Consider the following 23,488-nt stretch of genomic DNA (forward strand, 5'->3'; position numbering starts at 1 on the left):
AGCGGTGACAATCAATCGAAGAGGAGATGGCGGCAAGCTATCCTTTGCCGCCATTCCGGGGATCAGCCGAACACCCGGCGGAAGATCGTGTCGACATGCTTGGTGTGGTAGCCAAGGTCGAACTTTTCGCGCAGTTCCTCTTCCGAGAGCGCCGCCCGCACTTCCGCGTCGGCAAGAAGTTCCTCCAGGAAATCCTTGCCCTGCTCCCAAACCTTCATGGCGTTTCGTTGCACGAGCCGGTAGGAATCCTCGCGCGACACACCGGCCTGGGTGAGGGCCAGAAGGACGCGCTGGCTCATCACCAGGCCTTTGAACTTGTTCATGTTGCGAAGCATGTTTTCGGGATAGATGACCAGCTTTTCGATGACGCCGGCCAGGCGGTTGAGTGCGAAATCAAGTGTGATGGTGGTGTCCGGTCCGATCGCCCGCTCGACGCTCGAATGGCTGATATCCCGCTCATGCCAGAGCGCCACATTCTCCATCGCCGGAACGACGGACATGCGGACAAGCCGGGCAAGACCGGTCAAGTTTTCGGTCAGAACCGGATTGCGCTTGTGGGGCATCGCCGAGGAGCCCTTCTGGCCGGGCGAGAAGAATTCCTCCGCTTCCAGAACTTCGGTGCGCTGCATGTGGCGGATTTCGATGGCAACGTTTTCGATCGACGAAGCGATGACGCCGAGCGTAGCGAAGAACATCGCATGGCGGTCGCGCGGAATCACCTGGGTCGAAACCGGCTCGGCCTCGAGACCGAGCTTCTCGCAGACATATTCCTCGACCGACGGGTCGATGTTGGCGAAGGTTCCGACGGCGCCGGAGATGGCACCGGTGGCGATCTCGGCACGGGCAGCGACGAGCCGCGCGCGGTTGCGGACCATTTCGGCGTAGAAGCGGGCGAAGGTCAGGCCCATCGTTGTCGGCTCGGCGTGGATGCCGTGGCTGCGGCCGATACGGACCGTATCCTTGTGCTCGAAGGCACGCGTCTTCAGCGCCGCGAGCAGGCGGTCCAGATCGGCCAGCAGCAGATCGCTGGCACGCACGAGCTGGATGTTGAAGGTGGTGTCGAGCACGTCGGAGGAGGTCATGCCCTGATGGACGAAGCGGGCGTCGGGGCCGACGATCTCTGAGAGATGCGTCAGGAACGCGATGACGTCGTGCTTGGTGACGGCTTCGATTTCGTCGATGCGATCGACATCGAAGGTTGCCTTGCCACCCTTTTCCCAGATCGTCTCGGCTGCCGACTTAGGAATGACGCCAAGGTTGGCGAGAGCATCGCAGGCGTGGGCTTCGATCTCGAACCAGATGCGAAACTTGGTTTCGGGCGACCAGATGGCGACCATGTCCGGTCGGGAATAGCGCGGGATCATGAGTTCTCAGCTTTCTTCTGCAGCAGGAATTTCAAGGGTTGGCGCCCCCATAGCAAAGACGGCGAACAATCTCAACGCTTCGCCTGTTTTCATCGCATGCGACGGGCAAGATACAGGCTGGCGGCCGGCAACCAGAGCAATCCGAGCGGCAGAAACAGACGGCTGCCGAGGATGCCGAACTGGTAGACGGCGCTGGCACCGGTGAAGACGAACTGGAACATCCAGATCAGCGAGCCCGGCGGCGCATGCCAGCGGGAATAGAAGACACGATAGTCGAGGGCAAAGAGGAAGGCCGTCATCGCCATGGTGGCGATAGACAAGCAAAGCAGGCAGGCCGCAAAGCGTGTCTCGACGGGCCTCCCGCGACCGCAGAGCCGGGCCGCCGTCAAGGCAATCGGCCAGGCAAGCGCCCCGCCGAGGAAGAAGACGAAGAGCAAGGCCTCGAGGCGGTCGGTCTGAAGTCCGTTGCGACGGTAGAGCGCAAAGGCCGCCGATAGCGCCATGAGCAAGCCCCAGGCGAGGGCTCCGGCAAAGCGAAGCGGCGGAGAGACTGTCCCCTCCGCCTCCAGATTTTCCGGCCGATCAAGCCGCGCCAACGCGACCCTGCTCGGCGGCAGCGCGCAGATCGCCGACCGTCTTGCGGTAGGCTTCGACAGAACCTCCCTTGAAGATCGCGGAGCCCGCAACCAGCACATTGGCACCTGCAGCGGTGATCATGGCTGCGGTGTCGAGCGTCACGCCGCCGTCGACCTCGAGCTCGATCGGCCGGTCGCCGATCATCTGCTTCGCCTTCAAAATCTTGTCGGCCATGGTCGGAATGAACTTCTGGCCGCCGAAGCCCGGATTGACCGACATGATGAGGATCATGTCGATATCGTCGAGGACGTTTTCGATCGCCGACAGCGGTGTCGCGGGATTGAGGGTGACGCCGACCTTCTTGCCGAGATTGCGGATGGTCTGCAGCGAGCGGTGCAGGTGCGGACCGGCCTCGGCGTGAACCGTCATGCGGTCGCAGCCGGCCTTGGCGAAGGCTTCGAGATAAGCATCGACCGGCGAGATCATCAGGTGGCAATCGAAGGTCGCGTCGGTGAAGTTGCGCAGCGACTTGATGACATCGGCGCCGAAGGAGATGTTCGGCACGAAGTGACCATCCATGATGTCGAGATGGATCCAGTCGGCGCCGGCATCGGTCACGTCGCGGACTTCCTGCCCGAGCTTGGCGAAGTCGGCGGCAAGAATGGAGGGGGCGATGCGGATCGGCAATGGCATGGTATCGGAGACTCCGTCAGGGCGTGTGAACTTTGTTAGCATCGGAGGGCGCGGGCGGCAACGATATGGCATTTGCAGCCATCGTCGTCCGCTCCGGCTTCAGTTGCTGGGGGCGGGCGGTGGCTGGAAGCGATGGTCGTGCCACTCCAGAAGGCGATAGGGGTTTTCCGTCAGCTCATGGTCGCTGCCGAAGGAAATGGGGCCGATCGGTGTCTGCCAGGTCGTGCCGACCAGCTTGGCGGCAACAGGGACCTTTTCCGCCAACGCCGCCGTGACGGCCTGATCGGCGATCAAGGCCGCGGCAACCGTCGGCAGCACATACCCCTCGGGCTCCACACCTCCGCTGCGCAAAGCATTCGCGGTTTCTGCCGCCGCGGGAAGGCTGGCATAATCCGGTATCGTCACCGCAAGCACGCCATCGGCGAGCGGCAGGGGCTGGTCGGCGGCCCGCATGGCATCGCCACCCATGATCCGCAGCGGGATCTTCTCGTTGGCTGCGTCGCGCGCGATGATCGCCACGTCGCTGCGGTCGCCGCCGACGACGAGGGCTGTCGCGCCAGCCTTTTTAAGGCGGCGGACAAGGCCGATCTGCTGGTCCTGTCCAGGGCGCAGCGTGTCGTTGAAGACTGGTTTGAGGCCATTGTCGTCGAGGCCGGTGCGCACGGCGTCGATCAGCTCGCGCCCATGGATCGTCCCGTCGTCGACGAGCGCCAGGGGTTGTGCCGCCCAGTTCTGCAGGATGACGCCGACGATGCGCTTTGCCTCGGCACTATCGGCAGGGGCCAGCCGGAAGAACGGCCAGCCGTTTTTCAGCGCATCTTCCATCAGGATATGCGATCGCACGGAGACGGTGATGACAGGGATGCCGGCGTCCTTCAGGGGCGGCAGCGCGCCTTCCAGGGTTTCGCTGCAGAGAAAGCCGATGGCGATCTGCACCTTTGCCTTGATCAGTGCGTCGGCAACCATCTGGCCGCTGTTTTCGCTGCAGGGCTCGTCGATCGGTGTGATGGTGTTCCGGCCGGCATTCGCCCCGAAAGTGCCGCCAGCCGAGATCTGGGCGCCGAGCGGCGCGAATGTACCGTTCTGCGGCGCGACGAGGCCGATGTTGATGCCGGCGGCTTGGCCGCTTCCCGCCGCAAAGACCAGCGCCATCGATAGCAGAATTGGACGCAGCCTGTTCATTGGAAGGACAATCCCGATTGCTTCTCCCGTTCTTTTATCCATCCATCACCTGTCGTCAAAGAAAAAGCGGATCGATGCCTGCTTTCGCTGCGGCATTGTAGAAAAGCTAAAGCCTGCGCGCCATATTGCAGCAATTGGAAGCATAGGGCGGGAGTGATCGCTTTGGTACAGTCGCTGGATCCGGCCCATTACAGAAACGCCATGAGCCGATATGCCGGCCATGTGCAACTGGTGACGACAACTTTCGACGGCATCCGCCGCGGCGTGACGATCACCGCTGCCTGCTCGGTGTCCGACGATCCGGCCACCGTTCTCGTCTGCCTCAACAGGCACAATGCCAAGAACGACCTGTTTCTGCAAAGCGGCATCTTTTCGCTGAACACCCTTGGCAGCCGTCACCAGGCGTTGGCCGATGCGTTTTCGGGCAGGGCGCAGCTTACCGTGGAAGAGCGTTTTGCGGCAGGCGATTTCGATACGCTGGTCACAGGCGCGCCGGTTCTGGTCGACGCCTTGGCGGCGTTCGATTGCCGCGTGGTCGAAGTCACGCGCGGCACGACCCATAATGTTATTTTCGGCGAGGTGGTGGCGGTCAGGTTCAGTGATCCCGGTCCCGCACTGCTCTACATGCATCGTGACTATCATGCGCTGGGGACATAAACTTCGGCGATCGACAACCAAACCGGCGTTCGCATGATCGCGGTTGCACTTGAAAAGCCCGATACCGACGATGGAGATCCGATGTCGAACTCTGCAAATGAGGATGTACTGACGACAGCGGAGAGGTGGCTGGAGGCGGGCAAAAGGGTCGCCATGGCGACCGTTGTCGACAGCTGGAGCTCCGCGCCTCGGCCGGCCGGCAGCCGGATGGTGATCGATGCAGATGGTGTCGCGCACGGCTCGCTGTCGGGCGGCTGCATCGAAAGCGAGGTGATTGCCGTTGCGATCGAGACCATCGCGTCGGGTCGCGCCGAATTGCTCCAGTTCCGCGTCACGGATGATGTCGCCCGTGACGCCGGCCTTGCCTGCGGCGGGCACATAGAGGTCTATATCGAGAGAGTCGGCTAATGGACCGCCATATTCTGAGCCGGCTTAATTCTATGCGCGCCGCCCGCCGCGCCACCGTCCTCGTGACCGATCTCGGCAGCGGGGAGCAGCGGCTTCTGGCCGAAGGCGAGCCTGTGGAGGCTGGTCTTGCCGCTGCGGTCAGCAGCGCTTTTCAAAGCGGCAAATCCGCAAAGCTGGACATGGAAGGCCGGTCCTTGTTCCTGAACGTCCACCTGCCGCCGGTGCGGATCGTGGTGATCGGCGCGGTGCGTATCGCTGACGCTCTGGCGCCGATAGCAGCCCTGTGCGGCTTCGATCTCAGCATCATCGAGCCACGCGAGGAATTTGCCCAGCCCGCTCGCTTCGAGGAAGGTCGGCTGCTAGTTGGTTCGCCCGCCGATCGTCTGGCGGTCGATCCCTACACGGCCGTCGTCGCCGTGGCCCATCTGCCCGAACTCGACGATGCCGCGATTGCGGCGGGTCTGCGCGGAGGAAGCTTTTACGTCGGCGCGCTGGGCAGCCGTCGCAACCACTCGGCGCGTCTCGAGCGGTTGCGGGCAAAGGGTTTTGGCGAGGCAGAGCTGGCGCGCATCCATGCACCAATCGGCCTCGACATCGGGGCCTCCAACCCGGCTGAAATTGCTGTCGCCATTCTCGCCGAAATCATTCAATCGTTACGCCGCCGCCCGCTCGATCCTCCGGAGGGCATATGATGGAGGTGGCGCCCGGCCCCTTGCCTTCCGTGGCCATCGTTCTGCTCGCGGCTGGCAAGGCAAGCCGCATGGGCGAGGGCGGACCACATAAGCTGTTGGCAACATTCGACGGCGTCCCACTGGTCCGCAGAATGGCGGAGCGGGCGCTTGCGACAGGCGCGCCGACCATCGTTGTCACCGGTCATAGACATGGCGATATCGAGGTCGCGCTGACAGGTCTCGATGTCGCTCTCGTCCACAATGCCGACTACGCCAGCGGACTGGCAGGCTCGGTCATCACCGGTTTCGAAGCCGCCGCTGCCGACAGGTTCGATGGCGTGTTGATCCTGTTGGCCGATATGCCCCTCTTGACGCCCACCGATCTCGGCGCGCTGATTGATGCGTTCAGCGTTGCGTCCGGGCAGGCCATCGTGCGGGCCATGTCCAACGGCAAACGGGGCAATCCGGTCGTCCTGCCAATCTCCTTGCGGACAGCGTTATTAGGCCTTTCCGGCGATGGTGGAGCGCGTGAGATCATCAAGACCTGCGGTCTGCCTGTCGTCGACGTCGAAATCGGCGACGCGGCCCGTCTTGATGTCGATACGCCGGAAGCGGTGATCGCAGCCGGTGGAATTTTAGGGGATTAGACCATGGACAGGCTCGATATAGAGGAGATGTTCTCAGCGCTGGGCCCAGTGTCGATCCGGCGGATGTTCGGCGGCAAAGGGATCTACCACCAGGGGCGGATTATCGCCTTAGAATTTCGCGACGAGATGCTGCTCAAGGCCGACGCGGTGAGCGCGCCAGAATTCGAGGCGGCGGGTGCGAGACGCTGGGCTTACGAGGGCAAGACCGGCAAGCCAGTCAATATGCCGTACTGGTCGATCCCGGAGGATGCCTTCGACGATGCGGAGGTCATGGCCCATTGGGTGCGGCTCGCCTACGAGGCGGCGCTGAGAGTTGGAAAATAATCGATACTACCGGAAGACATCTGCGCCGAGCTCGGCGATCGCAGCGTTGGCAAAGGCTGACAGCGGGCTCGGAAGGTCGTTGCGCCCGAACCAGCCAAAATCGGAGAGCTTGTCGGGCTCCACCAGACGCGGTTCGCCGCTGAAGTCCGTACAGGCATAGATAATCGACACCCAATGCTGGTGATCGGCGGCAATGATCTGTTCGGTGGTGCAGAGGGTGTCGATGGAGCCGATCAGAAGACCGGTTTCTTCCTCGGCCTCGCGCCTGGCGGCTGATGCTGCCGGCTCCATATGGTCGACCTTGCCGCCGACGATATTCCAGTAGCCGGCTTCCGGCGCCTTAATGCGCTTGTAGAGCAGGAGCTTGCCGTCGCGAAGGATGGCAAGCCCGGTGCCGAGCCCAGGAAAATCAGTGCCCGGCGCTGTCATCACGCCTTGGCGGCGGTTACGATGAGCATGAAGGCGGGGATATCGTCGCCGAAGCCAAGCGGCGTAGGACCGTCATCATGGTCGCGATGGTAACGAGCGCGACGCTCGCGGCTGTCGTCGTTTGCCGGGTAAGGACGGCCCGAATTGCCACGCGAATTGTTGTTCTGCGGCTTGCTGGTTTCGATCTTGCGCTCGTTCTTCACAACTTCGGCCTTTGCTACGGGGACTGTTTCGACGGGTTCGACATGGGTCTCGGCCACATCGACATCAGCTTTAGGCGCGGAATGGCTCGACGCCGAACGGCCTCTGCCACGACCGCGTTCCTTATCCTTGTCGCGGCCTGAACCGCGGCGCGGACGCTCTGCTTCATTGCTTTCCTCAGCCGGCGGCAACGCATTGAGATCGCCATTCAGCCACTCGATCTTCTGATCGATCAGCTTCTCGATGGCGTCGACATACTTGCTGTCGCGCTTGGTCACCAGCGTGAAGGCGGCGCCGGAGCGACCCGCTCGTCCGGTGCGGCCGATGCGGTGAACATAGTCTTCCGAATGGATCGGCACGTCGAAATTGAAGACATGGCCGACATCAGGAAGGTCGAGGCCGCGCGCGGCGACGTCGGAGGCGACCAGCAACTGGATCTGCCCGTCGCGGAAGTTCTGCAGCATCGTCGTGCGCGAGCGCTGATCCATGTCGCCATGCAGCGCGCCGACCGAGAAGCCGTGGCGCTCGAGCGAGCGAAAGAGATCGGCAACGTCGACCTTGCGGTTGCAGAAGATGATCGCGTTCTTGAGGTCGGTCTGGGCCTTGATGAGATCGCGCAGCGTGGCGCGCTTCTCATAGTCCTTGCCATGCGAGGCGACGAAACGCTGGGTCACGGTCTTTGCCGTCGAGGACGGCAGCGACACTTCGATTCGCTCGGGGTTCTGCAGAAAGCGGTCGGCCAGCTTCTGGATTTCCGGCGGCATGGTGGCCGAGAAGAACAGCGTTTGGCGCGTGAACGGGATCATCTTGACGATCCGCTCGATGTCCGGGATGAAGCCCATGTCGAGCATGCGGTCGGCTTCGTCGATCACGAGGATCTCGACCGCCGACATCAGCAGCTTGCCGCGTTCGCAATGGTCGAGCAGGCGGCCGGGGGTGCAGATCAATACGTCCGCGCCACGCTCGAGCTTCTTGTTCTGCTCCTCGAACGATACGCCGCCGATCAGCAGCGCGACGTTGAGTTTGTGGTTCTTGCCGTATTTCTCGAAGTTTTCAGCGACCTGGGCCGCCAATTCTCGGGTCGGCTCGAGGATCAGCGTGCGCGGCATGCGCGCACGGGCACGACCCTTTTCGAGCAGCGTCAGCATCGGCAGTACGAAGGAGGCGGTCTTGCCGGTTCCGGTCTGCGCAATGCCGCAAATGTCGCGACGCTGCAGCGCAAACGGAATGGCGCCGGCCTGGATCGGGGTAGGTATGGTGTAGCCGGCGTCGGTGACGGCGGATAGTACTTTTTGGCTCAGGCCAAGGTCAGCAAATGTGGTCAAAGGGAAAACTGTTTCCGTTCCGGTTTGGTCGACCGCACATGAGTCGACAGGCTATATGCCGCAATGCAGCGGCACATAGTATCAAAACGCTCCGAAGTCAAGGAAATGAGGCAATAGAGCAGCGTGCTCCGCGAACCGAGCCAAGAAAAAACCTGCACCGACGCATCTGTTGCCAATCTGTCATATTCATAGCGACAAAATCAGCTCCGGCAAAGCGCTAATCGCAGAGCTGGCTAATTGATATAACTGGCAAGTTTTATGCCTGCATTGACGAAGTACATGGGATCCACCGGACGCCCGTTTTCCCTTACTTCGTAATGCAGATGCGTGCCTGTCGATCGCCCGGTACTGCCGGCACGTCCGATCTGCTCGCCCGACGTCACGGCGTCGCCCGCCTTCACGGCAATCTCGGCCATATGGCCGTATCGCGTCGAAATGCCATCGCCATGGTCTATCTCGACCATATTGCCATAGCCGCCGGCCCATCCAGCCGAAACGACCTTTCCGGGCGCCGTCGCCCGAATCGATTCGCCTGGGTTGAAATGGAAGTCGACGCCCGGGTGCAGCGCCAGCCTGCCGAAGAAGGGGTCCTTGCGGTTGCCGAAGGGGCTGGTGATCAGCTTGCCCGGCGCCGGGTTGCGAAACGGCAGCTGCTCGACCGTCTCGCGGACGGTTTCAAGTCGCGTCAGCGCTGTGTCGAGGTCGGCCAGCGACTGGTCGAACTGATCGACATTTTGCGGCGGCAGAAACGGTCCGCCGACGCCGCCTTCGTCGTCTGCGATCGGAGCGTCTACCGGCACAGCAACGCCGACCGTCTTGATGATCGACTGGATATTGTCGGCGGTATCATCCGCGCCGTCTGTCAGGCGCTTGATGCGCTTCAATTGGTCCTGCTCGATACGCTTGAGGGAGAGGGTCACCTTCGAGAAGACCCGATCGGCGTGGTCGGCCACCGTTTCCGTCGCCGGCAGATAGGCCAGTGTCGAATTGTCAGGGGTCACTTCCGCCGGGCGCGTATTGGCCAGTGCCAGCTCGATCGCCTTCGGACTGCCTGCCGCCTCGGCATGATCCGCGCTGGAGGCGGGCTTGCCGGTGAGGCCCGAGCTTTCGGCACGGTCGAGAAGTGCGTCCAGCTTGCCGTGGCGGGTGGACAGCGACATCTGCTGTTGCATCAGCTTGTCGACCTTCTGCTCGACGACCTGCTGGTCGAGCAACTGCCGCGAGGTGACGCGGTCGACCTGGGCACGCAGGGCTGCGATCCGGTCCTCGTAATCATATTGCATGCGCGCCTGGCGCGCCATGGTGGCGCCGATCAGGTCGTCGCGCAGCACAAGGTAGGAAGTGGCAACGAGATAGCCGATCGCAAAGACGCCAATACAGCCGATGGCAACGGCCGTCATCCAGGGGCGGAGGGTCATGTGCCGGACCGTGTCGCCGCTTGCCAGGATGATGACATGCTGCTGTTTGCGCTTGCCGAATATCCGGTTTTGCTGTCCGTGCGCCACGGCTACCCTCCCAAAACAGCGTCTGCGCGCCGTGGGGTGATTAGGCATGAATATGGTTAACAAAGACTTTCCGGAGGGGCGGCCGATGCCATCGTAGAGGCGTCTTCTCAGCCGCGGCTTGTCGCCGTCAGCGCACGGTAGAAGGACGGCGTCAGGCCGGCTTCGGCCCGGGCGATATCGTTGAAAGGCGCCTTCAAGGGGCCCCGGAAATTTTGCCGAACCAGATCCTGGAACGTCGCTGCCGGATCGCGTTTCTCGCGCGCGCAGAGAAAACGGAACCACTTGGCTCCGACCGCGACGTGGCCCTTCTCGTCATTGTAGATGATGTCGAGGACTGCGGCGCTCTCGAGGTCGCCGGTTTCGCGCATCTTGGCCTGCAGGGCCGGGGTGACATCGAGGCCTCGGGCTTCGAGGATGAGCGGCACCACGGCAAGCCGGGCGGTCAGGTCGCCCCGCGTCGCATGCGCGGCCTGCCACAGACCGTCATGGGCGGGAAGATCGCCGTAATCGGCGCCCAGTTGCTGCATCCGTTGGCGGACCAGCCGAAAATGCTTGGCCTCCTCGAAGGCCACCTGCATCCAACCATCGAAGAAGGAGTTCGGGACTTTCTCGGTCGAAAATCGGGCAACGATATCGAGAGCCAGATCGACGGCGTTGAGTTCGATATGGGCGATTGCGTGCAGCAGGGCGATCCGGCCCCTGACGCTGTGCAGCGATCGCTTTTCCATCTTGGTCGGCGGAATGAGGTCCGGCTTCGCCGGCCTGCCGGGACGGTCCGGCAGGGGCGGGTCGAAAGGCGAGCGCAGTGACAGCGTGCGGGCGAACCAGCGGCCGGCGGTCGCCTGGGCGAGAGCCGCCTTGCGCTCGACGTCGGGCGACCGGATCGCCGCGATGGCGCCGCCGCGCAATGAGACAAGCTCCGTGGGTTCGCTGCCGGCCAATGTCACGCTACCCGTCTCATAGGGCCTTCACAGCCTGTAGAACTTCTTCCGCATGGCCTGCGACTTTCACTTTTTCCCAGATCCTGACGATGTGGCCGTCCGCCCCGATCAGGACCGTCGTGCGTTCGACGCCCATGTACTTTTTGCCATACATGCTCTTTTCCTTCCAGACGCCGTAGGCTTCCAGGACAGACTTGTCCTCGTCGGCGGCCAGTATGACGCCCAGGGAATGTTTCTTGATGAACTTGTCGTGGCTCTTGACGGAATCGGGCGACATGCCAATTACCACCGCGCCGGCAGCTTGAAATTCCGGCGCGAGAGCGGTGAAGGCGAGCGATTCGGTCGTGCATCCGGAGGTGTCGTCCTTCGGGTAGAAGAACAGCACGACAGGCTTGCCCGCGAACGCGGACAGCGAGACCTGACCGCCGCCATCGCGCGGAAGATCAAAGTCTGGCGCAGGCGCGCCGATACTGAGTTCAGCCATGGGAAAACCTTTCTTTTGCCGGGATTTTAATGACTATGGCGGGTATGCAGATATAGTGATTTGTGTCTGGCGTCACTCAACCGAGGCGTCAACGATGAAGTGAATCGAAGAAGGACGCGGTGGATTGATCCGGGGCGAAAAAGTGAAATTCCGCAAGAAGGATCTTGTCGCGCTCGATCAAATGCCATCGTCGCAGGTCGACGATCCGCTTATCCTGAACTCCCCCCGGCGGCGCAGGCGACGTGGCGGCCATGTGTGGCATGCGACCCGCATCACCTGCGTCTTTGCGATCTTCCTAGCGCTCATTGCCGGCGCCATCGTTGCCAGTATCGAAAGCGGCATTTTCGACGAACCGCTGTCCATGAAGGCGCAGGCGGCGCTCGATAACGCGATCGGGCCTCGCTACAAGGCCGAGGTCGGCTCCACCGTCCTTCGCTTCACGTCGGATTTCCAGCTCGCGCTCGAGGCAAGCGACGTTAACGTCGTAGACCAGCAGACGGGAAAGCACCTGTCGACGATGGGGGCCGTGCGCATGGTTCTCGACCCCTTCGCGCTGGTGCAAGGGCGCATTGCGATTGCCACGGTGCGGGCCAAGGGCATAGCCCTCGACACCGCACTGCTGCCGCAGAGCGAGCCGATCGATATTGCCAAATTGCGCGTCGATGCGATTCCGGCGGCGCTGGAGTCCGCCTACGCCAACCTCGACCTGCTTCAGCATTTCGTCGAGCGCGGCGGCACGGATGCGGTGGAGATATCTGGACTTGCAGTCAAGCTGGCCCGCCAGGACGGCAGCGCGCCGATTTCGCTGGTGGTCGACCAGCTCGGCTTTTCGCGGCCAACCCCGGACACCCTTCGGCTGAAGGGGCAGGTGTCGATCGATGGATCGATCGCCTCGCTCGACATCAATGCCACACAGCAAGCGGGCCGGCCGTCTTCGATGACGGCGGTCATCACCCACCTGGATCTGACGCCGCTGACGCTTGCATATGATTCGCTCGGCCAGCCGCGCCAGGGCATCAACGGCTTCGCCGATGTCTCGCTCGCATCCACAAGGGCAGGTGAGAATGGCGCTGCTACGCTAACGGGGGCCATCAAGGTCAAGCCGAGCACGCTCTACATGGATCGTGACAAGCAGGAGATTTCCGACGCCGACGTCAACCTCAGCTTCAACAGTGACCGCAACGCGCTCCAGATCGACAGGTCGGTTGCCACCTTCCAGGCGACAGTGGTGCCGTTCTCGGGCTCGGTAATCGATCTCGACCGCCTCGATCCGGCTGCCGAAAAAGGCTTCGGCGTGGAGTTCCAGATCAAGGACGCGATCGCCGCGACCGCTGCCGCTGGCGAGCCGCCCCTGAATTTCGACGGACAGGCCAAGGGTCGTTACATCACAGCCAGCAAGGAGCTCCAGTTCGATAGTATCGGCATCATAACGCCGATGGGCTCGCTGTTCGGCTCCCTGCATCTGCGCGTTGCGCCCGGATCGCCGGAGATCAGCTTCGGTGCGCGGGCGGAGCGGCTTCAGACATCCGCGGTCAAGCAGCTATGGCCATTCTGGATGTCGCCAAAGGCGCGTACCTGGGTCCAGGCAAATCTGTTCGGTGGCAGCATGAGCAACGCGACGATCTCGCTGTTCATTCCCGAGGGCAGGTTGGCGCAGGCGGCAGCGACCGGCAACCTGCGACTGGACGAGAAAGAGTTGCACCTGGCTTTCGATATTGATGGTTCCCGCCTCAATGTACCCGGCGATATTCCGCCGATCAGGGACATGACCGGACATTTCGATCTCCTCGGCCCGACCATCTCGGTCGACATCGCCAAGGGCACATCCTATTTCCCTTCGGGCCGACAGGTCGCCGTCGGGCCGAGCACCTTCTCGATCCCGGCTGTCTACGACAAGCCATTGATGGCGCAAATGAAGCTGGGGCTCTCCGGCCCGGGAGACGCCGTCGGGGAACTGCTGACCTTCAAGCCGCTCAGCGTCCTGCAGCGGACCGAATTCAAGCCGGCGGACTTCAATGGCAAGGTCGATGCCAGCATCGATGCGACGCTCGGTCTGATCAATGACCAGAACCCGCCGCCGCCGGTCTGGAAGGCGCAGATGCAGTTGCACAAGGTCGATGTCTTGAAAGCATTCGACGGCCGCAAGATATCCAATATCGACGGCAAGATCGATGCGGATCCGCAACGGGTCCATCTGGATGCGCAGGCGCAGATCGACGGCGTTCCGGCAAAGATCGACATGGTCGAGCCGACGGAAAAGGGATCGCAGGTCAAGCGCGAGCGGGTCATCGATGTCACCCTCAGCAACCAGCAGCGCGAAACGATCCTTCCGGGCCTGTCGGATTTCGTCGACGGACCGTTGAAGGTCGAGCTGACGCGCATCGACGACAATAGGCAAAACGTCGAGATCGACCTGACCAAGGCAGCGCTGACAGTCCCCTGGATTGGTTGGTCCAAGGGAAGCGGGATTGGTGCAAACGCAGAATTCGAGGCGTCCGGCCCTGAAGATCAACTGTCCCTCAAGAATTTCACCTTGAAAGGCGACGGTTTTGGCGCGGCTGGCTCGATCCAGGTCTCCAAGGGCGGACTGACATCGGCCGATTTCTCGAACATCAGGCTGTCGGCGGTCGATGATTTTGCCCTGTCGATCAAGCGGACCAAGGGCGCCTTCGATGTTCGGGTCGATGGCGATGCCGCCGACATCAGGCCGATCCTTGCCCGACTGAAGGCGCCCGCCAAGGCTGGCGCAGACAGCGGCGACAAGACGACCGCAACGATCCGCGCCAAGCTCGACAAGATCATCGGCTTCAACGACGAGACGATCAAGAATGTCAGCCTCGTCTATGCGCTGAGCAACGGCAAGGCGACGCAAGCCGATTTCTCCGGTGTCACCCGCACCGGGCAGGCTGTCGTCACCGAGATGACCAAGGGCGGCCAGAGCGGAACGTTTCACGTCACCAGCAGCGATGCCGGCTCGGTCGCGCGCTTCGTCGATATCTACGGCCATCTGAGGGGCGGCTTGCTTAACCTCAATCTACGCGCTGATGGAGACGACAGCTGGGAAGGTTCGATCGACATCCGCCGCTTTTCGATCGTCAACGAGAAAAAGCTGCAATCCATCGTCTCGACGCCGACCGGTCGCAATGGGGAGAGTCTGAGCGCTGCTGTGAAGCACGATATCGATGCCAGCGCCCAGAATTTCCAGCGCGGATTCGCCCATCTGTCGATCCGCAAGGGGGTTGTTTCGGTGGAGAACGGCGTGGTGCGCGGCGATCAGGTCGGGGCGACGTTCCAGGGCACGATCAAGGATGCCGACGGCAATACCGACATGACCGGCACCTTCATGCCCGCCTACGGATTGAACAGGCTGTTCGCGGAAGTTCCGATTGTCGGCTTCATTCTCGGCAACGGCAGCGATCGCGGTTTGATCGGCATTACCTTCAAGCTGACGGGCGCCTTCGATTCGCCCAATCTGGTGATCAATCCGCTATCGGTGATCGCACCCGGCATCTTCCGGCAGATTTTCGAGTTCTAGCAAGACTGAAGGCCGGCGCGATAGCCAGCCTTCAGTCTGCGGACTAACCCTGAAGAAGCTTGATGGACGAGAGCGATACCCTACCTTCCCTCACCCTTGCTCTTGTGGCGGGGAACCCGCGACCCGACGTCTGTCGGGTCAAAAGACTGTTTCAGCTCAAAGACTTGAGCTGACTGTATCCCCGCCACGAAGGCGAGGATGCGGGGAGTTTAAAAATCGGTTCAATTTCCCGAGTGATCTGCGGAGGCGTTAGGCAATACCTTTGTCAGCAGTCTGAAGGCCGGCGCGATGGCCGGCCTTGTCGGGATGTCTCAATCGTCTCAGCCCTGCGGGCGGATGAGGATGTGCTTCTTCTTGCCAAGCGACAGCTTGATGACGCCATCGGCCGTGACCTCGGCGCTGCCGATCGTCTGACGCTCGTCGGTCACCTGGGTGTCATTGATCCGTACGGCACCGCCCTGAACATGGCGACGCGCTTCGCCGTTCGATGCGGCCAGGCCGGCGCGCACGATCAGCGACAACAGGCCGATGCCGGCATCGAGTTCTGACGTCGGTACGTCGACCGATGGCAGGTTCTCGGCGATGCCGCCTTCCTCGAAGGTCTTTCGGGCGGTTTCCGCTGCCTGGTCGGCGGCGTCACGGCCGTGCAGGATCGCCGTCACCTCGGTGGCGAGGATCTTCTTGACGTCGTTGAGTTCGGCGCCGCCGAGCGCTGCGAGACGGGCAATCTCGCCCATCGGCAGCGTCGTGTAGAGCTTCAGGAAGCGCGCGACGTCCGCGTCCTCGGTGTTGCGCCAGTACTGCCAGAAATCGTAGGCAGACAGCATGTCGGCGTTCAACCACACGGCACCGTTTGCCGACTTGCCCATCTTGGCGCCGGACGAGGTGGTCAGCAGCGGCGAGGTCAGGGCGTAGAGCTGCGGTGTCCCCATGCGGTGACCGAGGTCGATGCCGTTGACGATGTTGCCCCATTGATCGGAGCCGCCCATCTGCAGGCGGCAATCGTAGCGCTTGGCCAGCTCGACGAAGTCGTAGGCCTGGAGGATCATGTAGTTGAATTCCAGGAAGGACAGCGACTGCTCGCGCTCCAGCCGGGTCTTGACGCTGTCGAAGGCGAGCATCCGGTTGACGGAGAAATGCCGGCCGACATCGCGCAGGAACTCGAGGTAGTTCAGCGACCGCAGCCACTCGGCATTGTTGATCATCAGCGCGTCGGTCTTGCCTTCGCCGTAGTTGAGGTAGTTCGAGAACACCTGCTTGATCGAGGCAATGTTGTTCTCGATGGTGTCGACCGTCATCAGCTGGCGCGACTCCTCCTTGAAGGAGGGATCGCCGACCATGCCGGTGCCACCACCCATCAGCGAGATGGCGCGATGTCCTGTGGCCTGCAGCCAGTGCAGCATCATGATCTGGATCAGCGATCCCGCGTGCAGGCTCGGCGCCGTCGGATCGAAACCGATATAGGCCGTGACCGTCTCCTTGGCGAACAGTGCATCCAGGCCGGTCTCGTCGGAAACCTGATGGATGAAGCCGCGCTCTTGCAGGGTGCTGAGGAAATCGGATTTGAAGTCGGCCATGATAGGGTCTCTTTGTTGCGCCGTTGTCAGCGGACAAGGGGCAAAATCGCTGTTGTTGAACCGTCGCGGCGCGTTTAGCACTGTTTTTCAAAAAGTGCACTATTGCGGCGGCAATGTTTTGCGAGGGCTTCATGGCGAAGACAAGAACGGCAATCGGGCTGATGAGCGGCACGTCGATGGACGGAATCGACATCGCGCTGCTGCGCACCGACGGACAGGACGTCGTGGAGCGCGGTGAAAGCCTCTACATTCCCTATGACGACGAATTGCGTTGGCGCTGGAAGAAGGCGCTGGAGACGGCCAAGGTCATCAAGGACAGGCGCGAGCGGCCCGGCGATCTTGGCGAGGCCGAGCAGGCGCTGACGCTCTGCCATGCGGCGGCGATCAAATCCTTCCTGATGCGCAACGGTCTTTCGACGGCCGACGTCGACATCATCGGCTTCCACGGGCAGACGGTGCTGCACCGGCCGGACGAGGGGCTGACGGTCCAGATCGGCGACGGGCAGCTCCTGGCGGACGAAACCGGCATCGACGTGGTCTACGACATGCGCGCCAACGACATGGTGCATGGCGGGCAGGGTGCGCCGCTGATCCCGATCTACCACGCAGCGCTGTCGGCGAACCTGCCGGACGAATTCTCGACGCCCGTTGTCTTCGTCAACATCGGCGGCATTTCCAACCTCACCTATATCGCCGAAGACGGGCAGCTTTCCGCCTTCGACAGTGGCCCGGGCAATATGCTGATCGACCAGTGGATCGAGGCCCATACAGGCAAGGCCTACGACCGCAATGGCGAGACAGCCGCCAAAGGCACCGTGTCGCCGCCGCTCGTGCGCCGTTATCTCGAAAGCCCGTTCTTTTCCGCCAACATCCGCCGCTCTCTCGACCGCAGCGATTTCGTGCCGCCGGTCAAGGGGGAGGTCTCGCTCGAAGACGGCGCACGGACGCTGGCGCATGTCACCGCGGCGTCCATCCTGAAGCTCGCGGCCTATCTGCCACAGCCGCCCAAAACCTATGTCGTCTGCGGCGGCGGCCGGCTCAACCCGGTGATCATGGCCGAGTTCTCGGACCTGGCCGCCGAACAGGGCGCGCGTGTCATCGCCGCCGAGACTGCCGGCTTCGATGGTGGCAGCATGGAGGCGGAAGCCTGGGCCTATCTGGCGGTGCGCTCGCTGGAGGGCCTGCCGCTGACATATCCGGGGACAACGGGCGTGGATGCTCCGGTGACAGGCGGGGTTCTGGCGCGTCACAGGTGATCGCATAACCCCTGGTCGGACTGCCATCCGCAAGGTCTCGACTTAGGGTGGCAGCCTTGCTCCTCAGGATCTAACATGTTGACGCCATTGGAGAGATTTGCTTGTCATCGGGCTGTCATGACGAAGACGTTAGACAGATTTTCGGCGCCCCACCCCGCCAGGAAACTTACGCGAGGCAAATATGAAAACATGGTTCCCTCTATCGGCTATGGCGCTTGGTCTTGTCATCGCCGGCACGGCATCGGCGGATCAATTCGGTCCGCCCGATACCGCCGTTGGCCGTCTCGAAGCCTTGGCTATCGTCAGCGCGCTGAATGCCGAGCTGCTCAGCCATGACAGCGCGACGCTGACGCTCGACCGTTGGTGCGCCAGCCACAAGCTTGCCGCCACGCCGAAGATCGTCGCGCATCTCGATCCCGGCATCGAAAAGCCTGCCGATGCTGGTGTCCGCAAACTGCTGGGCGTGACCGATAGCGAGCCGGTCAAGTATCGCCGCGTCAAACTCGGCTGCGGCGACCGTGTGTTGTCGGAAGCCGACAACTGGTACGTCCCGGCGCGTTTGACGGCCGAGATGAATCACGTTCTGGAAACGACGGACACGGCGTTCGGCAGAGCGGTGAAGGATCTGCATTTTCAGAGGCACACGATTTCGGCCGAGCTCCTGTGGCAACCGCTTCCAGATGGCTGGGACATGGGAGGCGACATTCCGCCATCCACCAGCGGAACTCTGGACATCCCGCAGTTCGTGATCCAGCATCGGGCATTTCTCACCCGCGCAGACGGCCAGCCGTTCAGCGTTGTCGTGGAAAGCTATACGCGCGACGTGCTGGCGTTCCCCTGGCCGAAGATTGGCGGCTAGCCCAGGGACTGGTGTCTCGCGATTCTGGCCTAGCCGCTGGGGCAGTCGTCGGATGCACGCACTTCGCAACAAAAAAAAGCCGCCGGATCGCTCCAGCGGCGTTTTAATTTGGTCTCGCAAAACTAGCGGATGCGCTTGGCTGCTGGTTCCGGCACCAGCTCGCCGGCGAGCCGGCGGTCGAGATAGTCCTCGCATTCGCCCATCAGCGTGTCGACCTGGCCGCTGAAGAAGTGGTTGGCGCCCGGAACGACCTTGTGGGTGATCAGGATGCCCTTTTGCGACTTCAGCTTGTCGACCAGCACGTTGACGTCCTTCTCCGGGGCCACCTTGTCGGCGTCGCCGTTGATGATCAGGCCGGAGGACGGGCAGGGAGCGAGGAAAGAGAAGTCGTAGGTGTTCGGCTGCGGCGCGATCGACATGAAGCCTTCGATTTCGGGGCGGCGCATCAGAAGCTGCATGCCGATCCAGGATCCGAAGGAGTAGCCGGCGATCCAGCAGCTCTTGGAGTCAGGATGCAGGCTCTGGACCCAGTCGAGGGCCGAGGCGGCGTCGGAAAGCTCGCCGGCGCCATGGTCGAAATCGCCCTGGCTGCGGCCGATGCTGCGGAAATTGAAACGAAGCGTGGTGAAGCCGCGCTTCTGGAACATGTAGAACAGCTGGTAGACGATCTGGTTGTTCATCGTGCCGCCGAACTGCGGATGCGGATGAAGCACGAGGGCGATCGGTGCGCTTTTTTCCTTGGAGGGCTGATAGCGACCCTCAAGGCGGCCAGCTGGGCCGTTGAAAATGACTTCGGGCATCGATACTCCGTACCTGATTTTCGGCGTTGACAAGATGCATTAGCCAGCAAGTTGACTTGACGAACGCGCTCATCTTTTCTAAAACGCAGTTTAGAACAATTCGAAACTCTGCATGGCCTTCCACACGTGTGGAGGTGTCATAAGGCAAGCCCGCCGGCAATTACAAGAAAAATGAACCGGCGCAGGCAAACCGCATCGCTGAGGCAGGAAAAGCAGGTCATGGCGGCATCACGCCTCTATCTTGACTGGAATGCCACCGCTCCGCTTCACCCGGCGGCGCGGGAGGCGGTGCTGCGGGCGCTCGATCTGTTCGGCAACCCGAACTCGGTGCATGGCGAAGGACGCGCCACACGCGCCGCGATAGAGGCAGCGCGGCGTCAGGTGGCTGTTCTCACCGGTGCCGAGCCCGCGCATGTGGTTTTTACCAGCGGCGCCACGGAGGCTGCCAATATGGTGCTGACGCCGGAGTTCCGGATGGGCCGTACGCCGCTTTCCGTCAGTCATCTCTATGTCTCGGCGATCGAGCATCCGGCGCTGCGGGAAGGCGGACGGTTTGAGCGTGATCGCGTCAGCGAAATCCCCGTCACCTTCGACGGGGTTGTCGATCTCGCAGCACTCGAGGCGCTGCTTGCCGCCCACGACAAGGCTACAGGCCTGCCGATGGTGGCGATCATGCTCGCCAACAACGAGACCGGGATCCTGCAGCCGGTGCAGGCTGCGGCGCAGATCGTCCATGCCCATGGCGGCATCATGGTTGTCGATGCGGTACAGGCTATCGGGCGCATCCCCCTCGACATCAACGAGATTGGCGCAGACTTCCTGATCGTTTCGTCCCACAAGATCGGCGGTCCGAAGGGGGCCGGCGCGCTGGTGTCGCGCGGCGAGATCCTGATGCCGAAGCCGCTGATCCATGGCGGCGGCCAGGAAAAGGGCCATCGCTCGGGGACAGAAAATTCGCTCGCGGTGATCGGTTTCGGCGCGGCTGCCGCTGCCGCCTCCGACGAATTCCAGTCGCGGAACGCGACGGTGCTGGCTCTGCGCGATCGGCTCGAGGCCGGGATGCGGCAGGCGGCGCCCGATGTCATCATCCACGGCAGCGACCAGCCGCGCGTCCCGAACAGCACCTTTTTCACGCTGCCGGGGCTGAAAGCGGAAACCGGGCAGATCGCCTTCGACCTCGAAGGCGTGGCGCTGTCGGCGGGCTCTGCCTGCTCAGCCGGGAAACTCGGCGAGAGCCATGTGCTTGTGGCGATGGGACGTGATCCTCAGCTCGGTGCGCTGCGTATCTCGCTGGGCTTTGCCACCACCGACGAAGACATCGACCGGGCGCTTCTGGCGTTCACGAAAATAGCCGGGCGGCGGAAGCTGGCCAGCGTGGCGGCATGACCGCCTTTTGAATTTTGCGGAAACGCAAGTTTAGGCTTGCCAATCGGGGTGAAAAAATCCCATTGGCCACCTACATAGTGGCAAATGCAAATTTGCTAAACCGTTGACAAGCTGCCGGACCTTGTATCCGGCGAGATTGGAGAACGACATGGCTGCCGTCCAGGAAACGATCGATCAGGTTCGCCTGATCGATGTGGACCAATATAAGTATGGTTTCGAGACGATCATCGAAATGGACAAGGCTCCCAAGGGCCTGTCCGAAGAGATCATCCATTTCATTTCTGCCAAGAAGCAGGAACCGGACTGGATGCTCGCCTGGCGTCTCGATGCCTACAAGCGCTGGCTGACGATGGAGGAGCCCGACTGGGCCCGCGTCGACTACCCGAAGATCGATTTCAACGACATCTATTACTACGCCGCGCCGAAGAGCACGCCGGGGCCGAAGTCGATTGACGACGTCGATCCGGAACTGCTGAAGGTCTATGAGAAGCTGGGCATCCCGCTTCGCGAGCAGGAGATCCTGGCCGGCGTGCAGACGTCGCGGATCGCGGTCGATGCCGTGTTCGACAGCGTCTCGGTCGTCACCACCTTCAAGGAAGAGCTGAAGAAGGCCGGCGTGATCTTCATGTCGATCTCGGAGGCCATCCGCGAGCATCCCGATCTTATCAAGCAGTATCTCGGCACCGTCGTGCCGACCACCGACAACTATTATGCAACGCTGAACGCCGCCGTGTTCACGGATGGGTCCTTCGTGTTCATTCCGAAGGGCGTGCGCTGCCCGATGGAGCTGTCCACCTATTTCCGCATCAACGAAAAAGGCACCGGTCAGTTCGAGCGCACGTTGATCATCGCCGAGGAAGGCGCCTACGTGTCCTACCTCGAGGGCTGCACCGCACCGCAGCGCGACGAAAACCAGCTCCATGCGGCTGTCGTCGAGCTGGTGGCGCTGGACGATGCGCAGATCAAGTACTCAACTGTGCAGAACTGGTATCCGGGCGACAAGGACGGCAAGGGCGGCATCTACAACTTCGTCACCAAGCGCGGCGATTGCCGTGGCGCGCGCTCCAAGATCTCCTGGACGCAGGTCGAGACCGGTTCCGCCATCACCTGGAAGTATCCGTCCTGCATCCTGCGCGGCGACGACTCCCGAGGCGAGTTCTACTCGATCGCCGTGTCCAACGGTCATCAGCAGATCGACAGCGGCACCAAGATGATCCATCTCGGCAAGAACACGTCGAGCCGCATCGTCTCCAAGGGCATTGCCGCCGGCGTCTCGCAGAACACGTATCGCGGCCAGGTCTCGGCCCATCGCAAGGCGACCAACGCCCGCAACTTCACCCAGTGCGATTCGCTTCTGATCGGCGACCGCTGCGGGGCGCACACCGTGCCCTATATCGAGGCGAAGAACTCCTCGGCGCAGTTCGAGCACGAGGCGACGACGTCGAAGATCTCCGAGGACCAGCTGTTCTATTGCCTGCAGCGCGGCATCCCGACCGAAGAGGCCATTGCCCTCATCGTCAACGGCTTCGTCAAGGAAGTCCTGCAGGAGCTGCCGATGGAGTTCGCCATCGAGGCGCAGAAGCTGATCTCGATTTCGCTGGAAGGTAGTGTGGGGTGATATGAAAGCGACACGGCCGGGAAACCCAGGGCAGTCGTTCACCGACCGCCGCTCTGCAGCCAAGGCCCCACCCCGCAAGCACCGTTACCTTGCGGATCGGATGGGACGGTTCTCGGAAATCGTTGACGTATTGCTGGGCCCGGATATTTGGCTCTTTTTGGCCAGCCTTATCTTTCGGTTGATTGTTCGGCTGTTGAAGGTCCTGGCGCCGTGAGCCTGCGTAAATTCTGACTGCAGCGCTGCAAAGCGCGCAACGCAACTTTGAAGATGGATTACAGACATGCTTGAAATCAGAAACCTCCACGCCCGCATCGCCGAAGATGGCACCGAGATCATCCGTGGTCTCAACCTGACGGTGAAGGCCGGCGAAGTCGCTGCCATCATGGGGCCGAACGGCTCCGGCAAGTCGACGCTTTCCTATATCCTCTCCGGTCGCAGCGACTATGAAGTCACCGAGGGCGAGATCCTTTACAACGGCGAGAGCATTCTGGAGCTCGACGCTGCCGAACGCGCGTCGAAGGGCATTTTCCTCGCCTTCCAGTATCCGGTCGAAATTCCGGGCGTGGCCACCATGCAGTTCCTCAAGGTGGCGATGAACGAACAGCGCAAGGCGCGCGGCGAAGAAGAGCTGAAGACGCCTGACTTCATGCGTCTCGTCAAGGAATCGGCGGCCAAGCTGCAGATCGATACCGCGATGCTGAAGCGTCCGCTGAATGTCGGTTTTTCCGGCGGCGAGAAGAAGCGCGCCGAGATCCTGCAGATGGCGCTGCTGCAGCCAAAACTCTGCATCCTCGACGAGACGGATTCGGGCCTCGACATCGACGCGCTGAAGATCGTTGCCGACGGCGTCAACGCCCTGCGTTCGCCGGATCGCGCCACTATCGTCATTACCCATTACCAGCGCCTGCTGGATTACATCGTGCCGGATACGGTCCATGTTCTCTACAAGGGCCAGATCATCAAGACCGGCGACAAGACGCTGGCGCACGATCTCGAGGCCAATGGCTACGCCGATATCATCGGCGCTGCAGCCTGAGCGGGCGGAAAGGA

General features: G+C 61.9%; 22 protein-coding genes. 11 read left to right on the top strand and 11 right to left on the bottom strand.

The window, feature by feature from the left end:
- Positions 1-62: 62 nt before the first annotated feature.
- From purB to VH564_RS15545, 4 genes are all read right to left on the bottom strand, one after another.
- Positions 63-1,364: an adenylosuccinate lyase gene (purB, locus tag VH564_RS15530; RefSeq protein WP_423340748.1), complete on the bottom strand. Its 1,302-nt coding sequence runs from the start codon at positions 1,362-1,364 to the stop codon at positions 63-65.
- An 89-nt stretch (positions 1,365-1,453) separates the two neighbouring features.
- Positions 1,454-1,867 carry a hypothetical protein gene (locus VH564_RS15535; protein WP_423340836.1) on the bottom strand — a complete coding sequence of 138 codons (414 nt, stop codon included), beginning with the start codon at positions 1,865-1,867 and terminating at the stop codon, positions 1,454-1,456.
- Between the two features lie 79 nt (positions 1,868-1,946).
- Entirely contained in the window at positions 1,947-2,633 is a 687-nt protein-coding gene (gene rpe / locus VH564_RS15540) for a ribulose-phosphate 3-epimerase (RefSeq protein ID WP_423340749.1), read from the bottom strand.
- Between the two features lie 99 nt (positions 2,634-2,732).
- A complete protein-coding gene (locus VH564_RS15545) occupies positions 2,733-3,815 on the bottom strand; it encodes a branched-chain amino acid ABC transporter substrate-binding protein (protein ID WP_423340750.1) in 1,083 nt (360 codons plus the stop codon).
- Positions 3,816-4,016: 201 nt separating this feature from the next.
- On the opposite strand from VH564_RS15545, the gene VH564_RS15550 reads away from it, so the two are divergent.
- Genes VH564_RS15550 through VH564_RS15570 form a run of 5 tightly spaced genes read left to right on the top strand, consistent with a single transcriptional unit; the run spans position 4,017 to position 6,522 of the window.
- Positions 4,017-4,472 (top strand): flavin reductase family protein, encoded by a 456-nt coding sequence (locus VH564_RS15550; RefSeq protein WP_423340751.1) that lies wholly within the window; start codon positions 4,017-4,019, stop codon positions 4,470-4,472.
- Between the two features lie 33 nt (positions 4,473-4,505).
- Positions 4,506-4,880 carry an XdhC family protein gene (locus VH564_RS15555; RefSeq protein WP_423340752.1) on the top strand — a complete coding sequence of 125 codons (375 nt, stop codon included), beginning with the start codon at positions 4,506-4,508 and terminating at the stop codon, positions 4,878-4,880.
- Positions 4,881-4,912: 32 nt separating this feature from the next.
- A complete protein-coding gene (locus tag VH564_RS15560; RefSeq protein ID WP_423340753.1) occupies positions 4,913-5,572 on the top strand; it encodes an XdhC family protein in 660 nt (219 codons plus the stop codon).
- Positions 5,569-6,198 (top strand): nucleotidyltransferase family protein, encoded by a 630-nt coding sequence (locus VH564_RS15565; RefSeq protein WP_423340754.1) that lies wholly within the window; start codon positions 5,569-5,571, stop codon positions 6,196-6,198. The genes VH564_RS15560 and VH564_RS15565 overlap by 4 nt, the downstream gene beginning before the upstream one ends.
- 3 nt (positions 6,199-6,201) lie before the next feature.
- Positions 6,202-6,522: a TfoX/Sxy family protein gene (locus VH564_RS15570; protein WP_423340755.1), complete on the top strand. Its 321-nt coding sequence runs from the start codon at positions 6,202-6,204 to the stop codon at positions 6,520-6,522.
- A gap of 6 nt (positions 6,523-6,528) precedes the next feature.
- Here VH564_RS15570 and VH564_RS15575 read toward each other — a convergent pair whose 3' ends face one another.
- From VH564_RS15575 to VH564_RS15595, 5 genes are all read right to left on the bottom strand, one after another.
- The gene (locus VH564_RS15575; protein WP_423340756.1) at positions 6,529-6,951 is read right to left on the bottom strand and encodes an NUDIX domain-containing protein; all 423 of its coding nucleotides are present in this window, start codon (positions 6,949-6,951) and stop codon (positions 6,529-6,531) included.
- A complete protein-coding gene (locus VH564_RS15580) occupies positions 6,951-8,477 on the bottom strand; it encodes a DEAD/DEAH box helicase (RefSeq protein WP_423340757.1) in 1,527 nt (508 codons plus the stop codon). Before VH564_RS15580 ends, VH564_RS15575 begins: the two co-directional genes overlap by 1 nt.
- Before the next feature lie 233 nt (positions 8,478-8,710).
- On the bottom strand, positions 8,711-10,030 hold the full coding sequence (locus tag VH564_RS15585; protein WP_423340758.1) for a peptidoglycan DD-metalloendopeptidase family protein: 1,320 nt from the start codon (positions 10,028-10,030) through the stop codon (positions 8,711-8,713).
- 59 nt (positions 10,031-10,089) lie between these two features.
- Positions 10,090-10,923, bottom strand: coding sequence for a ferritin-like domain-containing protein (locus VH564_RS15590; RefSeq protein WP_423340837.1), 834 nt, complete (start codon positions 10,921-10,923; stop codon positions 10,090-10,092).
- A gap of 16 nt (positions 10,924-10,939) precedes the next feature.
- Positions 10,940-11,407 carry a peroxiredoxin gene (locus VH564_RS15595; protein ID WP_423340759.1) on the bottom strand — a complete coding sequence of 156 codons (468 nt, stop codon included), beginning with the start codon at positions 11,405-11,407 and terminating at the stop codon, positions 10,940-10,942.
- 181 nt (positions 11,408-11,588) lie between these two features.
- Between VH564_RS15595 and VH564_RS15600 the strand changes: the two genes are divergently transcribed.
- Complete coding sequence (locus VH564_RS15600; RefSeq protein WP_423340838.1) at positions 11,589-14,942, top strand: AsmA-like C-terminal domain-containing protein; 3,354 nt, start codon at positions 11,589-11,591, stop codon at positions 14,940-14,942.
- A gap of 320 nt (positions 14,943-15,262) precedes the next feature.
- On the opposite strand, the gene tyrS is transcribed toward VH564_RS15600, so the two are convergent.
- Entirely contained in the window at positions 15,263-16,519 is a 1,257-nt protein-coding gene (tyrS, locus tag VH564_RS15605; protein WP_423340760.1) for a tyrosine--tRNA ligase, read from the bottom strand.
- Between the two features lie 131 nt (positions 16,520-16,650).
- Between tyrS and VH564_RS15610 the strand changes: the two genes are divergently transcribed.
- Positions 16,651-17,775 (top strand): anhydro-N-acetylmuramic acid kinase, encoded by a 1,125-nt coding sequence (locus tag VH564_RS15610; protein ID WP_423340761.1) that lies wholly within the window; start codon positions 16,651-16,653, stop codon positions 17,773-17,775.
- Positions 17,776-17,956: 181 nt separating this feature from the next.
- Positions 17,957-18,634 carry a hypothetical protein gene (locus tag VH564_RS15615; protein ID WP_423340762.1) on the top strand — a complete coding sequence of 226 codons (678 nt, stop codon included), beginning with the start codon at positions 17,957-17,959 and terminating at the stop codon, positions 18,632-18,634.
- Positions 18,635-18,756: 122 nt separating this feature from the next.
- On the opposite strand, the gene VH564_RS15620 is transcribed toward VH564_RS15615, so the two are convergent.
- Positions 18,757-19,434: an alpha/beta hydrolase gene (locus VH564_RS15620; RefSeq protein WP_423340763.1), complete on the bottom strand. Its 678-nt coding sequence runs from the start codon at positions 19,432-19,434 to the stop codon at positions 18,757-18,759.
- A gap of 219 nt (positions 19,435-19,653) precedes the next feature.
- On the opposite strand from VH564_RS15620, the gene VH564_RS15625 reads away from it, so the two are divergent.
- The 3 genes from VH564_RS15625 (at position 19,654) to sufC (ending at position 23,474) form a co-directional block, all read left to right on the top strand.
- Positions 19,654-20,820: a cysteine desulfurase family protein gene (locus VH564_RS15625; protein ID WP_423340764.1), complete on the top strand. Its 1,167-nt coding sequence runs from the start codon at positions 19,654-19,656 to the stop codon at positions 20,818-20,820.
- Positions 20,821-20,968: 148 nt separating this feature from the next.
- The gene (sufB, locus tag VH564_RS15630) at positions 20,969-22,438 is read left to right on the top strand and encodes a Fe-S cluster assembly protein SufB (RefSeq protein WP_423340765.1); all 1,470 of its coding nucleotides are present in this window, start codon (positions 20,969-20,971) and stop codon (positions 22,436-22,438) included.
- Between the two features lie 280 nt (positions 22,439-22,718).
- The gene (sufC, locus tag VH564_RS15635; RefSeq protein ID WP_142822795.1) at positions 22,719-23,474 is read left to right on the top strand and encodes a Fe-S cluster assembly ATPase SufC; all 756 of its coding nucleotides are present in this window, start codon (positions 22,719-22,721) and stop codon (positions 23,472-23,474) included.
- Positions 23,475-23,488: the final 14 nt, after the last annotated feature.

The sequence above is a fragment of the Rhizobium sp. HT1-10 genome, from assembly GCF_049472505.1.
GTDB lineage: Bacteria > Pseudomonadota > Alphaproteobacteria > Rhizobiales > Rhizobiaceae > Rhizobium.

Bases quoted from the DNA above. Each gene is read 5' to 3' on its own strand.
- purB (WP_423340748.1), bottom strand. From the start codon at position 1,364: ATGATCCCGCGCTATTCCCGACCGGACATGGTCGCCATCTGGTCGCCC.
- VH564_RS15535 (WP_423340836.1), bottom strand. From the start codon at position 1,867: ATGGCGCTATCGGCGGCCTTTGCGCTCTACCGTCGCAACGGACTTCAG.
- rpe (WP_423340749.1), bottom strand. From the start codon at position 2,633: ATGCCATTGCCGATCCGCATCGCCCCCTCCATTCTTGCCGCCGACTTC.
- VH564_RS15545 (WP_423340750.1), bottom strand. From the start codon at position 3,815: ATGAACAGGCTGCGTCCAATTCTGCTATCGATGGCGCTGGTCTTTGCG.
- VH564_RS15550 (WP_423340751.1), top strand. From the start codon at position 4,017: ATGAGCCGATATGCCGGCCATGTGCAACTGGTGACGACAACTTTCGAC.
- VH564_RS15555 (WP_423340752.1), top strand. From the start codon at position 4,506: ATGATCGCGGTTGCACTTGAAAAGCCCGATACCGACGATGGAGATCCG.
- VH564_RS15560 (WP_423340753.1), top strand. From the start codon at position 4,913: ATGCGCGCCGCCCGCCGCGCCACCGTCCTCGTGACCGATCTCGGCAGC.
- VH564_RS15565 (WP_423340754.1), top strand. From the start codon at position 5,569: ATGATGGAGGTGGCGCCCGGCCCCTTGCCTTCCGTGGCCATCGTTCTG.
- VH564_RS15570 (WP_423340755.1), top strand. From the start codon at position 6,202: ATGGACAGGCTCGATATAGAGGAGATGTTCTCAGCGCTGGGCCCAGTG.
- VH564_RS15575 (WP_423340756.1), bottom strand. From the start codon at position 6,951: ATGACAGCGCCGGGCACTGATTTTCCTGGGCTCGGCACCGGGCTTGCC.
- VH564_RS15585 (WP_423340758.1), bottom strand. From the start codon at position 10,030: ATGCCTAATCACCCCACGGCGCGCAGACGCTGTTTTGGGAGGGTAGCC.
- VH564_RS15595 (WP_423340759.1), bottom strand. From the start codon at position 11,407: ATGGCTGAACTCAGTATCGGCGCGCCTGCGCCAGACTTTGATCTTCCG.
- VH564_RS15600 (WP_423340838.1), top strand. From the start codon at position 11,589: ATGCCATCGTCGCAGGTCGACGATCCGCTTATCCTGAACTCCCCCCGG.
- tyrS (WP_423340760.1), bottom strand. From the start codon at position 16,519: ATGGCCGACTTCAAATCCGATTTCCTCAGCACCCTGCAAGAGCGCGGC.
- VH564_RS15610 (WP_423340761.1), top strand. From the start codon at position 16,651: ATGGCGAAGACAAGAACGGCAATCGGGCTGATGAGCGGCACGTCGATG.
- VH564_RS15615 (WP_423340762.1), top strand. From the start codon at position 17,957: ATGAAAACATGGTTCCCTCTATCGGCTATGGCGCTTGGTCTTGTCATC.
- VH564_RS15620 (WP_423340763.1), bottom strand. From the start codon at position 19,434: ATGCCCGAAGTCATTTTCAACGGCCCAGCTGGCCGCCTTGAGGGTCGC.
- VH564_RS15625 (WP_423340764.1), top strand. From the start codon at position 19,654: ATGGCGGCATCACGCCTCTATCTTGACTGGAATGCCACCGCTCCGCTT.
- sufB (WP_423340765.1), top strand. From the start codon at position 20,969: ATGGCTGCCGTCCAGGAAACGATCGATCAGGTTCGCCTGATCGATGTG.
- sufC (WP_142822795.1), top strand. From the start codon at position 22,719: ATGCTTGAAATCAGAAACCTCCACGCCCGCATCGCCGAAGATGGCACC.